This is a genomic window from Actinomadura sp. 6N118 (genome assembly GCF_044326415.1).
In the GTDB taxonomy this organism is placed as follows: domain Bacteria; phylum Actinomycetota; class Actinomycetes; order Streptosporangiales; family Streptosporangiaceae; genus Spirillospora.
In genome coordinates this window covers 357,763-370,634 of the sequence record NZ_JBIRAZ010000001.1, presented here as the reverse complement: position 1 = coordinate 370,634, position 12,872 = coordinate 357,763, and the positions used below count along the sequence as shown (strand labels likewise).

Below are 12,872 nucleotides of genomic sequence, written 5' to 3'. Positions count from 1 at the left end.
CGCCGTCTGCGGGCATCATGGGTCCCCCCAGAACGGCGACATGCGCCTCCCATGATGCCTCCGCAGACGGCTGAGGGTCCCGTAAACCGGGACAAGAAGAACGCTATCCAGCCGTCCGTAATGCCTGTGTAAACCGACCAAAACGTGCGGGCCAAATCTGCTACGCGGCCGGGCCCGGGTCAGGGGCAGGCGCCAGGACCCGGAGGGCACCCGGCATGACCCGGGCGGTGACCGGCAGCTCACCGGGCAGCTCGCCGTCCGCCCCGTACGGCAGGATCCGGCCCGGCGTGGTCAGCTCAATCCGCACTTCGCGACCGCGCACGACCTCGACCTGGGCACGGCGGACGTGCGATCCGTCCTCCAGCTCGCGCATCACCTTGAAGAACAACGACTTCGGGGCATGCTTGATCATCACGACGTCCAGCAGGCCGTCGTCCACCCGGGCGTCCGGGGCGATGTGCCTGCCGAATCCGTAGTAGCCGGAGTTGGCGGCGACGACCGAATACCCGCGCCGCTCGTACACCTGGCCGTCCACCGTGATCCGGTAGTCGGCGGGCCGCCAGGTCAGGATCGCGCGGAGCGCCCCGGCGTAGTACGCCGCCGAGCCGCGCAACAGCCGGGTCTTGTTCGCGTTCTCATTGGCCACGGCGTCGACGCCCGCGTAGACGCTGCCCAGCACGGGAACGCCATTGGCCTCGATGGTGTCCACGGCGCGCGGCTCGCCCTCCAGGAGCAGGGCGGCCAGCTCTACCGGATCTCCGGGGACCCCCAGTTGCCGGGCGAAGTCGTTGCCGCGTCCGGCCGGGACGATGCCGAAGACCGCGTCCGTGCCGGCGAGCGCGCCGCCGACGCAGCCGACCATGCCGTCGCCGCCCACGCCCAGCACGACGTGCCCGGCCCCGGCCGCGCCGCGGGCCAGCGCGGTGGCGTGTTCCAAGCCGCGGCTGTACTCCACCGCCACCTCGGCACCGGCCTCCCGCAGCAGCCGTGCCAGTGGCCTCAGCGTCGCCGCCGAAGCGGACCCGCCCGCCGTTGGGTTGACCACGGCGGTGAAGGTACGGGGTTTCATGGGCGCTCTGCTCCTGGCCGGCGGGACTCCTGACCGGCCGGCGGGACGAGAACGCCCGGGTTGAGGATGCCGGCCGGATCGAGCCGGTCCTTGATCACGCGGAGCACGTCCGTGGCGAGCGGGCCGATCTCCCGGGCGTACCAGTCGCGGTGGTCGGTACCGACCCCGTGGTGGTGGCTGATCGTGCCTCCGGCGGAGATGATCGCGTTGTTGGCGGCGTGCTTGGCCTTCGCCCAGTGCCCCAGCGCGTCATCCTCACCTTGAGCCGACACGACGGTGAAGTAGAGCGAGGCGCCGGTCGGGTAGACGTGCGAGATGTGGCACATCACGAGCGGCGGCGTGCCCGCCCCCGATGGGGGGTGGTGGGGCGTAGCCACGGGGGCGGAACAGAGCGTGGTGGTGAGGGCGCCTTTGACCGCCTCGTACAGAGCGGGAATGCCGGACCAGAACGTCGCGGTCTCCAGAGTCTCGACGAACGCTCCTGCGTCCAACAGCGAATCCCGCAGGTAGGGGGCATTGAAGCGGCCTTGCTCCCACTTCTCCCCCGGCCCGGGCCCAAGGAGCTCGCCGCCCGCCCCTGTCAGGACGGCGCTCACCTTGGCCCGGCGTTCGGCGATCTCATCCGGGGTCCCCTCGAAGCCCACGACGGCGAGGCAACCGGCGGCGTCCGGCAGGCCCCGGCCGACGGCGTCCGGATCGGCGAGCCCGATCATGGTCTCGGTCTCGTCGGAGAGCCGTAGCACGACCGGCATCGGCCCGTCCTGAGCGAGCCGCCGGAGCGCGGCGGTGCCCGTCTCGAACGAGGCGAACCGCCAGCCCTCGTACGCGGCGGACGCGGGAACCGGGTGGATCCGCACCGTGACCGAGGTGATCACGCCGAAGGCCCCCTCGGAGCCGAGCACGAGCTGGCGCAGGTCGGGTCCGGCCGCCGACTTGGGAGCCCGGCCCAGGTCGAGCATGCCCTGGGGCGTGGCGACGGTCAGTCCCACGACCATCTCGTCGAAACGTCCGTAGCCCGCCGAGGCCTGCCCGCTGGAACGGGCTGCGGCGAATCCCCCGATCGAGGCCCATTCGTACGACTGCGGGAAATGCCCGAGCGTGTAGCCGCGCTCACGGAGCAGCGCCTCCGCCTGTGGCGCGCGCAGTCCCGGTTGCAGGACGGCCGTACGCGACACCTCGTCCACCGATACGAGCGCGTCCATGCGGCGCATGTCGAGGGCCACGAACGCGCGGACGCCTTCCGGCGCGAGCCCGCCGACCACCGAGGTGCCACCGCCGAACGGGACCACTGCGATCCGGCGCTCCGTGCAGGTCTTCAGCACGTCCAGCACCTCGTCGTGGGTGCCCGGCAGCACGACCGCGTCGGGCGCGTCCGCCGTATCGCCACTCCGGATCCGCAACAGGTCGGGCGTGGACTTGCCGCGCGTGTGCCGCACGCGCGACTCGTCGTCGGTCTGGACGTTCGCGGCGCCGACCGCCTCGCTCAGGGCTGCCAGCGCGGGGCCGTCGAGCCGGGAGTCCCGGACCTTGAGCTCGCCGAGCGCCACCGGCGCGTCTGTGCTCGCGTCGCCGGCGGTCTTCACTCCGAGCAGGTCGCGCAGCAGTCCCACCACCGATTCCGGCAGCGGCGCGGCCCTGGCCGGGTCTCCCCATCCGCTCCACACCATGTCCATGCCTTACACTGTGACACATGACGTCGAATCGTCACAACAAGATGGCGGACGACGCGGTGCTGGACGCCGCGCGCGACTGCGTGCTCGCCGTCGGGGTACGCCGCACGACGCTGACCGACATCGCCCGCCGCGCCGGGGTCTCGCGGATGACCCTCTACCGGCGGTGGCCCGATGTGCGCACGATCGTGGCCGACCTCATGACCCGGGAGTGGGTCGGGATCGCCGCCGCGGTCCGCCCGCCGGACGACGGCAGCCCGGTGCGCGACCGCCTGGTGGGCAGCCTGGTCGAGGGCGTGCGGACGTTCCGCGCCCACCCGCTGCTGCGCAAGATCGTCGAGGTCGACCCCGAGCTGCTGCTGCCGTACGTGCTCGACCGCCGCGGCGCCAGCCAGCGGGCCTTCCTGGAGCACTTCGAGACCGCGCTGGCGGCCGGGCACAAGGACGGCACGATCCGCGCCGGTCACACGGCCCGGCAGGCGCGGTCGCTCCTGCTCATCGTCCAGTCGTTCGCCCTGTCGGGCCGCACCATGACCGAGGCCGGCGATCCCGAACTCGCGGCCGAGGCGTTCGACTCCGAGCTCCGCCACATCCTGGAGAGGACCCTCGCGCCATGACGATCTCCGCCGATTCGTCCCCCAGTGCCGGTTCCTCCTTGAACGCGGCACGCCGCGCCCGGGAGCTGGCCGCCGCCCGTGACGAGGTGGTGGACGTCCTGGTCGTGGGTCTCGGCGCCACCGGCGCGGGCGTGGCGCTGGACGCCGCGTCCCGGGGCCTGTCCGTCGTGGCGATCGACGCCCACGACCTGGCGTTCGGCACGTCCCGGTGGAGTTCGAAGCTCATCCACGGCGGCCTGCGCTATCTGGCGTCCGGGCAGATCGACGTCGCCCACGAGAGCGCGGTCGAACGAGGCGCCCTGATGGCGCACACCGCCCCGCATCTGGTCCGCGCCCTCCCGTTCGTGCTGCCCCTGACCCCGATGGTGTCCCGTTCCCAGGCGGCGGTCGCCCGCGCCGGGCTCCAGGCGGGCGATCTCCTGCGGCTGGCGGCCCGCACCTCCCGGCGGACCCTCCCCGGCCCCCGGCGCCTCTCCACGGTCGAGACGCTCCGCCTCGCGCCCGCGCTCAACCCGCACGGCCTGCGCGGCGGGCTGCTCTCCTGGGACGGCCAGCTGGCCGACGATGCCCGCCTGGTCACGGCCCTCGCCCGGACCGCCGCCGCGCACGGCGCGAAGATCCTCACCCGCTGCCGCGCACTGACCCTGACCGGCGACGGAGCGCAGGTCTGCGACGAGCTCACCCGCCGTACGTTCGGCATCCGCGCCCGCAGCGTCGTCAACGCCGCCGGTGTCTGGGCGGGCGGCCTCGTGGACGGGGTGCGCCTGCGCCCGTCCCGGGGGACGCATCTGGTCGTCCGGGCCGAGAGCCTCCGCGGCCTCACCGCCGGGATGCACATCCCTGTCCCCGGCGCGAGCAACCAGTTCATCCTGGTGATCCCCCAGGGTGACGGCCGGGTCTACATCGGCCTCACCGACGAGCCCGCCGACGGGCCGATCCCGGATGTGCCCACACCCACCGAGGCCGAGATCGGCTTCCTGCTGGACACCCTCGACTCCGCGCTCGACGTGTCCGTCCGCCGCGACGAGGTGATCGGCTCGTTCGCCGGGCTGCGCCCGCTGCTGGACGACCACCCGCCGACGAACGGCAGGCCGCTATTGAACGACAGGCATGGCGGCACGGCCGACATCTCCCGGCGGCACGCCGTGCTGACTTCCCCCGACGGGGTCGTCACGATCGTCGGCGGCAAGCTCACCACGTACCGCCGCATGGCCCAGGACGCGGTCGACGCCGTGCTCGCGGCCAAGCCCGGGATCGATGCCGGCCCCTCCCGGACCGCCCGGCTGCCCCTCGTCGGCGCGGCGCCACCCGGCGAGCTGGCCGCCCTGGACGCACCGCGCCGCCTCGTCCAGCGTTATGGCATGGAGGCGCCGCTGCTGGCGGCACCGGCCCGCGATGACGCCACTCTCCTGGAACCCGTGATCCCCGGACTGCCCGTCCTCAACGCCGAACTCGCCTGGGCCGTACGCCACGAAGGCGCGCTCGACGCGAGCGACCTCCTCGACCGGCGTACCCGGATCGGCCTGGTCCCCGCCGATCGCGAGGCCGCCCTGCCCGTCGCCGAGTCCTTCGTCACAGCCCCGGCCGGAGTCGGGTGATCATTGGCGGATCCCGGGTATGCGGATTCTGGTTATGGGGTGTGTCACTTGCCCTCGATGGGGAGAGTGGGATTAGGTTAGCCTGGCCTAATTCTGCTGCGTCAACGGGGGACACTTTGCCGCGCCTGATCAGTTGCGACCATTGCCCGGGGAGTCACACCGGGGAACGGCCGTGCCTGGGGAGTGCCACCACCAAGGCGCGCAGCTGGCTGCTGATCGAGCATCCCGGCCCCTGGCCCGAGCGCGTCGAGCAGCTCGACGGCCCCCTGGGCGACGTCGTGCGGGCCGCGCAGGCGGCCGGCGTGCGGCCCCAGCTGATCCGGCGGGCGGGACGGCGGCGGGCCACGCCGCCCTTCCAGGTGTACGTGGGGTTCTCCGCAGGTGCCGACGTGTGGCTCGAAGGCCGCGAACTGGCCGATCCCGCGGAGCTCGACGAGCTCGATCTCGCGGCCGTCGCCGAGGGCCGGCGGCCCGGGTTCGGCGAGATCACGGCCGAGCCCGTGCTGCTGGTCTGCACTCACGGGCGGCGCAATGCCTGCTGCGCCCGGACGGGCGCCCCGCTCGCACGGGAGCTAATGGGGCGTTTCGGGTCTCTTGTATGGGAAACGACCCATGTGGGCGGTGACCGCTACGCGGCGAACCTCGTATGTCTTCCACATGGGATCTACTACGGCGACCTCGGTGCGACCGAGGCCGTACGAGCCGTGGACGCCTATCTGGAGGGCGAGGTCGTCTTGGACCGGCTGCGCGGCCGGGCGGGGCTTCCGGAGGCCGCACAGGCCGCGGAGCACTTCGTCCGTGCCCAGGTCGGAGCGCTGGGAGTGTCCGCTGTCAACGTCGTGTCGCTCGGGGGAACAAATCCCTACGAAGCGGTTGTTCAAGTCCAGGGGAACCGTTACCGGGTGACCGTGGAGAGCACGGTGGCGGCCCATCCCTGTGGGTCGGACTGCCAAGAGAACATCGAGACCTACATTGTTAGGGAACTCACCCTTCTCAACGAGGCGGCCCTCGTGTAATCTCTCGGAGGCCCCATTGTTGGGTCTCCCTGCCGCATGGCCCCCAGTTCCCGGAGAACCGGGCGGGGGAACAGAGCGGCAACTCCAGACGTTGGACCTTTCGGCGCTTCTGCAGCGATCGAGCGTCCATGTCCGAAATTGCTCAGTAAACAACCAAGGTGGGTGTTCCATGGCTCAGGTACGTCGGCAGGCAAACCTCCCTCGTCCCAGCTGGGGCTGGCAGGACGCCGCGGCGTGCCGGGGGGAAGACCTTGTGCTCTTCTTCGGTCCCGACGGCGAGCGTCAGCCCGAGCGTGAGATTCGCGAGCGCAAGGCCAAGCAGATCTGTATGGGCTGCCCCGTGCGTGCGGAATGCCTGGACTACGCGGTGTCCAGGCCAGAGAAGTACGGCACGTGGGGCGGACTGAACGAGGATGAGCGGGCCTCCGAGCGCCGCCGCCGGATGCGTCGCGCCAACGCCGCCTAAGGCACGCCGCAAAGGTCCCCTCGCGGTTTCCCATCGCGCACCCCGGCACGCCACCGGAAAAACGTCACGGCCCCGCACATGCGGGGCCGTTTTCGTGTCCGGTCTCGTTCGCGTCACGAAGTAACCGGTTACATGTGCGTCACAGCTGTGTCACGGGAGGACCTGACATTGACTGTGCGACGGTCCCTGGCATTCGCGTCGCGGCGACACGCTATTACCTGATCTGGTGCCGTTCCGGCGGCTATTCCGGCAAATTCGAGCAGAACCATTCCGCGCTGAGCCGCGCCACCTCGCGGAGCGCCCCCGGTTCTTCGAACAGGTGTCCCGCTCCCGGCACCACGACAAGGCGGTGCCCGGTCCCGCGATCCATCCGTTCCAGTGCCTGTTCGTTCAGCGCCAGCACGTCGGTGTCGCGCCCGCCGACGATCAGCAGGGTCGGCGCCCGCACCTCGCCCAGCGCGTGAGCCGCCAGGTCGGGACGGCCGCCGCGGGAGACCACGGCGCCCACGTCGCCGGGGTTGTGCGCCGCCGCCACCAGCGCCGCCGCGGCCCCCGTGCTGGCCCCGAAGAGCCCCACGGGACGACCGGTGAGCGCTCCGGCCTCCTCCGACCGCACCCATGCCACCACCCGGCTGAGCCGCCCGGCCAGCAGCGGCACGTTGAACCGCAGCTGCGCCGTGCGCAGATCTTCGATCTCCTCTTCGGGCGTGAGCAAATCGAAGAGGAGCGTGGCGAGGCCCTGCTTGGTGAGCGCGGCGGCCACCTCACGGTTACGCGGGCTGCGCCGCCCGCTGCCGCTGCCGTGCGCGAAGACGACCACGCCGCGGACCGCGCTGCCGGGCGCCGCGGGCTCGGAGATATCCGCCTCCAGCCGGACGTCGCCGGCGGGCACCTGCAGCGTGCTCATCACTTGGGGTTCTCCCCGCTTGCAGCCCGGTCCAGCCAGGAGAGGACGTCGGCGTCGGTGAGCTGGTCGAAACGCCGGTACCACTGCCCGACCGCACGGAACGCCCAGGGGGTGGCCAGCACCACCACATCGTCCGCCTCGGGCTCCAGCACCCGGACCGTCTCGGCGGCTCCCACCGGCACCGCCAGGACCAGCCTGGACGGGCCCTTGGCCCGGACGGCCCGGAGCGCGGCGCGCGCGGTGCCGCCGGTGGCCAGGCCGTCGTCGACGATGACGACGGGACGGCCCGCCACGGGCGGGAGCGGGCGGTCGCCCCGGTAGGCGTGGACCCGCCGCGCCAGCTCGGCGCGTTCGGCCGCCACGGTGGCGGCGAGATCCGACTCGACGAGCCCGAGCCGTTCCATCAGGTCGTGGTCGAAGACGGGCTCGCCCCCCTCGGCGATCGCACCCACACCCAGCTCGGGCTGGCGCGGATAGCCGATCTTGCGCGTCACCAGGACGTCGAAGGGCGCCGGCCGGTCCGGCGCGGACAACCGCCGGGCCACCTCGTACCCGACGGGCACGCCGCCCCGCGGGAGCGCGAGCACCACGGGCTCGTCAAGGCCGAACGGCACCAGCCAGGCCGCGAGCACCCGGCCGGCCTCGGCACGGTCGGCGAACGGCAGCCTGATGGTCTCCGATTCGGGTGCCGTGTCGCGTGCAGGCCTGTTCCAAGGCATCGGCGCCACCCCCTTCTGGGGTCGCGAAAGAGCGCCTAATCCTGCCTTACCCACTTTGGGGCACTTCGCTGCCGCCCGCTCTGGTTCGCACTGGAAAGGACAGCACGGGCAGTTCCGGGGGTGCAGGGGGCGGAGCCCCTTGCCGGGGTCGTAGGGGCGGAGCCCCTGCCCGGGGTGGTGGCCGCAGCGAAGCAAGGCCGCCGGCCCGGCGCGGGGGGTGTGGGGGGTCGCCCCCTCACAGTGTTAGGCGAGCCAGCGGAGCGGGTTCTCGTGCGTGATCGTGTGCAGCGTCGCGTCGTCGGCTCCGGCGGCCCGCAGCACGGGCAGGAAGGTCTCGAAGAGGTAGCCGTAACCGTCGCCGCCGTACCGCTGGACCTGCGTCATCCGGGCGACGCCGGTGCTGAGCAGCACACGCTCACCATGGCCCGCCTCCAGCAGATCCATGATCCCCCGCACCCGGCCGCCCAGCGCCGCGGCGTCCTCACCCGCGAGCCCGAGGGAACCGAACGAGACGTACGCGCCCAGCTCGGCGATCTTCCGGTGTGCGGCGGGGTCGTCGACAAGGTCCTGCTGGCCCACCGCGACCCGGGCCGGGTCAAGCCCGGCGCCGGTGAGGATCTCCAGCTGGGCGACCCCGGCGCGGCCGTAGGTCGCCACCGGCAAGCCCGAGTAGCGGGCGGCACGGGCGGCGGCCCGCAGGCAGCGCTCCTCGGTCTCGGTGGGCACCTCTCCCCAGGCGCCGATCTCCCCGATCACGCCGGGCAGCGAGTTGGTGCCGTCCATCCCGAAGCCGACCTCGGCCAGGATGCGCTCGGAGAGCTTCTCGACGTCGGCCTCGGCGACGAAGGCGGGGTGGAACGGCTCGGTGAAGAAGCCGGTGCCCGCCACCACGGCCACCCGTGAGCCCGCGCTGATCCGGGACAGGGCGGCCGCGTTGCGGCCCATCCCGCCGCAGGTGAGGTCGACGACCAGACCCAGTTCCTGCTCGCCGCGCAGCGCCGACAGCTCGCCGGTGACCGCCTTCTCCTCGTCCAGAAAGCGGCGGGGGTCGGAGTCCACCTGAGCCGGGCGCGCGGGCCACCGCAGGTCGAGCTGGAGGTGCTCGTGCGGCAACACCGCTCCGGTGATCGCAGACGCGGGGATCGTGCCGGTCACGGTGCGGAGCCGCCGTTCCGGTGCGGCTGTGTCGTCAGGGGGGATCATGTCAGGCGAGGTTACGACATGTTTGACCTTTTCAGGGCCGGTTGCTACACAGTTTTTACCCGAGGCCGTTATTCGGCGGCACGTTCCTCGTTCGACCTGGCGGCCTTGGCCTCGGCGGCCTCCGCCACTGACGCCGCCGACTCCGCCGACGCCACCGCTGACTCCGCTGACTCCGCCGCCGCGGCGCGCATGGCCCGCGCCCGCGCGGTGTCCGCGCTGGGCCACCGCCGGTCGATCTCGGCGTTCAGCGCGGCTCCGATGAGCACGGCCAGCGCCGCCACGTACAACCAGGCCAGGATGGCGATCGACGCGGCCAGCGAGCCGTACACCGACACCCCGGCCAGCGAGCCCGCCAGGTAGAGCCGGAGCGTGACGCTGCCGATGATCCAGATGATCAGCGCCACCACCGCGCCGGGCACCTCGCGCCACCAGGCCGTCCGCACCGGGACGCTCATGTGGTAGAGCATCGCCAGGAAGAGGATCGACAACGTCACCACGACCGGCCAGTAGAGGATCTGGACGAACCAGGCGCTCTCCGGCAGCGCGTCCCGGACCAGGGTGGGCCCCGCCACCAGCAGCGGGATGAGGATCAGCATGACCAGCAGCCCGACCAGATAGAGCACGAACGCGCGCACCCGGGTGCGGATCACCCCGCGGATGCCCGACAGCCCGTACGCGATGGTGATCGTGTCGACGTAGACGTTGGTGGCCCGCGACCCCGCCCAGAGCGAGATCAGGAAGCTGACCGACACGATGTCCGGGCTGCCTCCCCGGATCACATCGTCGATCAGCGGCACCACGACCGAGTCGACGGCCGGCCCCGTCAGCACGGTCTGCGCCTGCGTGATCAGCCAGGCGCGGACCTCCGCCACGGTGCCCGAGCCCATCATGCCGCGGAAGTGGCCCATCGTGCCGATGAGCCCGATGACCAGAGGCGGCAGGGACAGCAGGGCGAAGAAGGCCGCCTCGGCGGCCAGCCCCGTCACCCGGTAGCGGAACGCCGCGATCGCCGTGTCGCGGACGAGGCCCCATGCCACGGCGCCCACGCGCCGGTGCAGTGCCGGGCCCGGCCCGGCGTCGGAGTCGTCGGCCGGGCTCCCCGAGGCGCCGGCGGCGTCCGAAACGGTGGTCACACCGACCCACCGTAAAGCGTTGCCCGCCCGGAACATTCCCGATCGCCCATTTCAGTGATCCGTTCCGCGCGTCGCACGGCCGGTTTCCCGCCTCATACCCACTCTGACGCCCGTGAGCCGCCACAGGCCCAAGATCACTCCGCGCACCCGCCCAGGTCAGACGGTGAGGTGACATGGAACACGCGGCTTCGATGCCGGTCGATGCGCGTCAATGCCCGTTTTCGACCCTGGCGCATGCATTCGCGTCGATCGGTGAGAATAGGAGGAGTCAAGCGAAGCTTGTCCGTCGACAGGGTGGCTGGGTGGGGGGTGTAGCGGGAGGTGATCTGCCAGCCGTGCCGGGAACGCCACCACGATGACTGTCGTGGAGGTTCGTGGTGCGATTGTCAGCATCAGCCCGCTCCTGCGCCATCGGACCCCGGGGCACCGGACACGACAGAGGGCCGGGACGGCCGCGCCACGCCGGGCGAGGGCCGGCCTGTGGAACCCCGGGTGAACTGGAAGCGTCAGGGATGATGACGGATCTCACTCGTCCGCATGCCGGACGCAACTGGACAGCCCGCGAGACGGCGGGTCAGAATGCACGTATGACTGCTGCGGACCCCCTGCTGGTAATGCGCCGGCACGTGGACTTTCTGCGCGTCCGCAGCGCGATCTGTCTGTGACGCCCCGACCACGCCCCGTTGATCATTACGGAAGCGTGGCGCATCGGCGTCACCTTTAACCGTTCCCGCTCACCGTCGAGCCGGCCGCCCGAGGCTGTCCCGTTGCGCTGCGCGTCCCTCCGTACGACATGGAATGGACGCTCGCCGTGCCACCAGCGACCAAGCGCAAGAGAGGCGAGGGCCAATGGGCCCTCGGCTACCGCGAACCTCTCAACAAGAACGAAGAGAACAAGAAGAACGACGACGGGCTCAACGTCCGCCGCCGGATCGTCGACGTCTACTCCAAGGCGGGGTTCGACTCGATCGACCCGGCCGACCTCCGCGGCCGGTTCCGCTGGTTCGGGCTCTACACCCAGCGCAAGCCCGGCATCGACGGCGGCAAGACCGGCAGCCTGCCCGACGAGGAGCTCGACGACCGCTACTTCATGTTGCGGGTGCGCATCGACGGCGGCCAGCTGAGCGCCGAGCAGCTGCGGGTGATCGCTGACATCTCCACGAAGTACGCGCGCGGCACCGCCGACATCACCGACCGGCAGAACGTGCAGTACCACTGGATCGCGATCGAGGACGTCCCGGCGATCTGGGACGCGCTGGAGTCGGTCGGGCTGTCCACCATGGAGGCCTGCGGCGACACCCCGCGCGTGATCATCGGCTGCCCGCTGGCCGGGATCGCGGCCGACGAGGTCCTCGACGCGACGCCGCAGATCCATGAGGTGCACGAGCGCTACATCGGGTCTGCGGAGTTCTCCAACCTGCCGCGCAAGTTCAAGTCGGCGATGTCGGGCTGCACGGCGCACTGCACCGTCCACGAGATCAACGACGTGGCGTTCGTGGGCGTGGTGAACGAGGAGGGCGAGGTCGGCTACCAGGCGTTCGTCGGCGGCGGGCTGTCCACCAACCCGATGTTCGCCAAGAGCCTGGGCGTCTTCGTCAAGCCCGAGCAGGCGCACGAGGTGTGGAAGGGCATCATCTCGATCTTCCGGGACTACGGGTACCGGCGGCTGCGGCACCGTGCCCGGATCAAGTTCCTGATGAACGACTGGGGTCCGGAGAAGTTCCGCGAGGTGCTGGAGAAGGAGTACCTCGGCTACGCGCTGCCGGACGGCCCCGAGCCGGCCGCTCCGCTCCCCCGCCGTGACCATGTCGGGATCCACCCGCAGAAGGACGGCGACTTCTACGTGGGCTTCGCGCCGCGCGTGGGCCGCGTCAACGGCGAGCTGCTGCGCGTCATCGGCGACCTCGCCCAGCGCTACGGCTCCGGCCGGGTGCGCACGACGGCCGAGCAGAAGATGGTCATCCTGGACGTGCCCGAGGCGAACACCGAGGAACTCGCCGCCGAGCTCGCCAAGCACGACCTGCAGGTGCACCCGTCCACGTTCCGGCGCCAGACCATGGCCTGCACCGGCATCGAGTACTGCAAGCTCGCGATCGTCGAGACCAAGCAGCGCGCGATGGATCTGATCGACGAGCTGGAGAAGCGGCTGCCGGGCTTCGAGCAGCCGCTGACCATCAACGTCAACGGCTGCCCGAACGCGTGCGCCCGCATCCAGGTCGCCGACATCGGGCTCAAGGGCCAGCTGGTCGTCGACGAGAACGGCGACCAGGTGGAGGGCTTCCAGATCCACCTCGGCGGTCAGGTGGGCGCCTCGTTCGGCAAGAAGGTCCGCGGGCTGAAGACCACCTCGGCCGGGCTGACCGACTACGTCGAGCGGGTCGTCCGCAACTTCGACGCGCAGCGCACCGAGGGCGAGACCTTCGCCGCCTGGGTCCAGCGCGCCGACGACGCCGATCTCAAATAACGGACGGCCG

General features: G+C 71.3%; 11 protein-coding genes. 5 read left to right on the top strand and 6 right to left on the bottom strand.

Going from position 1 to position 12,872, the window contains the following annotated elements; genetic code table 11:
* Positions 1–160 precede the first annotated feature (160 nt).
* Both ACH34W_RS01675 and ACH34W_RS01670 read right to left on the bottom strand, forming a co-directional pair.
* A complete protein-coding gene (locus tag ACH34W_RS01675) occupies positions 161–1,069 on the bottom strand; it encodes a diacylglycerol/lipid kinase family protein (protein ID WP_395958844.1) in 909 nt (302 codons plus the stop codon).
* Complete coding sequence (locus ACH34W_RS01670) at positions 1,066–2,736, bottom strand: FAD-binding oxidoreductase (RefSeq protein WP_395959283.1); 1,671 nt, start codon at positions 2,734–2,736, stop codon at positions 1,066–1,068. The genes ACH34W_RS01675 and ACH34W_RS01670 overlap by 4 nt, the downstream gene beginning before the upstream one ends.
* A gap of 23 nt (positions 2,737–2,759) precedes the next feature.
* On the opposite strand from ACH34W_RS01670, the gene ACH34W_RS01665 reads away from it, so the two are divergent.
* The 4 genes from ACH34W_RS01665 to ACH34W_RS01650 all read left to right on the top strand — a co-directional run bounded on the left by ACH34W_RS01665 (position 2,760) and on the right by ACH34W_RS01650 (position 6,436).
* Complete coding sequence (locus ACH34W_RS01665) at positions 2,760–3,356, top strand: TetR/AcrR family transcriptional regulator (RefSeq protein ID WP_395958843.1); 597 nt, start codon at positions 2,760–2,762, stop codon at positions 3,354–3,356.
* Positions 3,353–4,954: a glycerol-3-phosphate dehydrogenase/oxidase gene (locus ACH34W_RS01660; RefSeq protein ID WP_395958842.1), complete on the top strand. Its 1,602-nt coding sequence runs from the start codon at positions 3,353–3,355 to the stop codon at positions 4,952–4,954. Before ACH34W_RS01665 ends, ACH34W_RS01660 begins: the two co-directional genes overlap by 4 nt.
* A gap of 116 nt (positions 4,955–5,070) precedes the next feature.
* Positions 5,071–5,970 carry a sucrase ferredoxin gene (locus ACH34W_RS01655; protein ID WP_395958841.1) on the top strand — a complete coding sequence of 300 codons (900 nt, stop codon included), beginning with the start codon at positions 5,071–5,073 and terminating at the stop codon, positions 5,968–5,970.
* A 169-nt stretch (positions 5,971–6,139) separates the two neighbouring features.
* A complete protein-coding gene (locus ACH34W_RS01650) occupies positions 6,140–6,436 on the top strand; it encodes a WhiB family transcriptional regulator (protein WP_151564999.1) in 297 nt (98 codons plus the stop codon).
* Positions 6,437–6,677: 241 nt separating this feature from the next.
* On the opposite strand, the gene ACH34W_RS01645 is transcribed toward ACH34W_RS01650, so the two are convergent.
* The 4 genes from ACH34W_RS01645 to ACH34W_RS01630 form a co-directional block, all read right to left on the bottom strand.
* Positions 6,678–7,343: a dienelactone hydrolase family protein gene (locus tag ACH34W_RS01645; protein WP_395958840.1), complete on the bottom strand. Its 666-nt coding sequence runs from the start codon at positions 7,341–7,343 to the stop codon at positions 6,678–6,680.
* The gene (locus ACH34W_RS01640; protein ID WP_395958839.1) at positions 7,343–8,062 is read right to left on the bottom strand and encodes a phosphoribosyltransferase; all 720 of its coding nucleotides are present in this window, start codon (positions 8,060–8,062) and stop codon (positions 7,343–7,345) included. Before ACH34W_RS01640 ends, ACH34W_RS01645 begins: the two co-directional genes overlap by 1 nt.
* A 243-nt stretch (positions 8,063–8,305) precedes the next feature.
* Entirely contained in the window at positions 8,306–9,265 is a 960-nt protein-coding gene (locus tag ACH34W_RS01635) for a phosphotriesterase (RefSeq protein ID WP_395958838.1), read from the bottom strand.
* 68 nt (positions 9,266–9,333) lie between these two features.
* Positions 9,334–10,398: a YihY/virulence factor BrkB family protein gene (locus ACH34W_RS01630; RefSeq protein WP_395958837.1), complete on the bottom strand. Its 1,065-nt coding sequence runs from the start codon at positions 10,396–10,398 to the stop codon at positions 9,334–9,336.
* 793 nt (positions 10,399–11,191) lie between these two features.
* On the opposite strand from ACH34W_RS01630, the gene ACH34W_RS01625 reads away from it, so the two are divergent.
* A complete protein-coding gene (locus tag ACH34W_RS01625; protein ID WP_395958836.1) occupies positions 11,192–12,862 on the top strand; it encodes a nitrite/sulfite reductase in 1,671 nt (556 codons plus the stop codon).
* The last annotated feature ends 10 nt before the right edge of the window (positions 12,863–12,872 follow it).

Bases quoted from the DNA above. Each gene is read 5' to 3' on its own strand.
- ACH34W_RS01635 (WP_395958838.1), bottom strand. From the start codon at position 9,265: ATGATCCCCCCTGACGACACAGCCGCACCGGAACGGCGGCTCCGCACC.
- ACH34W_RS01660 (WP_395958842.1), top strand. From the start codon at position 3,353: ATGACGATCTCCGCCGATTCGTCCCCCAGTGCCGGTTCCTCCTTGAAC.
- ACH34W_RS01665 (WP_395958843.1), top strand. From the start codon at position 2,760: ATGACGTCGAATCGTCACAACAAGATGGCGGACGACGCGGTGCTGGAC.
- ACH34W_RS01675 (WP_395958844.1), bottom strand. From the start codon at position 1,069: ATGAAACCCCGTACCTTCACCGCCGTGGTCAACCCAACGGCGGGCGGG.
- ACH34W_RS01670 (WP_395959283.1), bottom strand. From the start codon at position 2,736: ATGGTGTGGAGCGGATGGGGAGACCCGGCCAGGGCCGCGCCGCTGCCG.
- ACH34W_RS01640 (WP_395958839.1), bottom strand. From the start codon at position 8,062: ATGCCTTGGAACAGGCCTGCACGCGACACGGCACCCGAATCGGAGACC.
- ACH34W_RS01625 (WP_395958836.1), top strand. From the start codon at position 11,192: ATGGAATGGACGCTCGCCGTGCCACCAGCGACCAAGCGCAAGAGAGGC.
- ACH34W_RS01650 (WP_151564999.1), top strand. From the start codon at position 6,140: ATGGCTCAGGTACGTCGGCAGGCAAACCTCCCTCGTCCCAGCTGGGGC.
- ACH34W_RS01645 (WP_395958840.1), bottom strand. From the start codon at position 7,343: ATGAGCACGCTGCAGGTGCCCGCCGGCGACGTCCGGCTGGAGGCGGAT.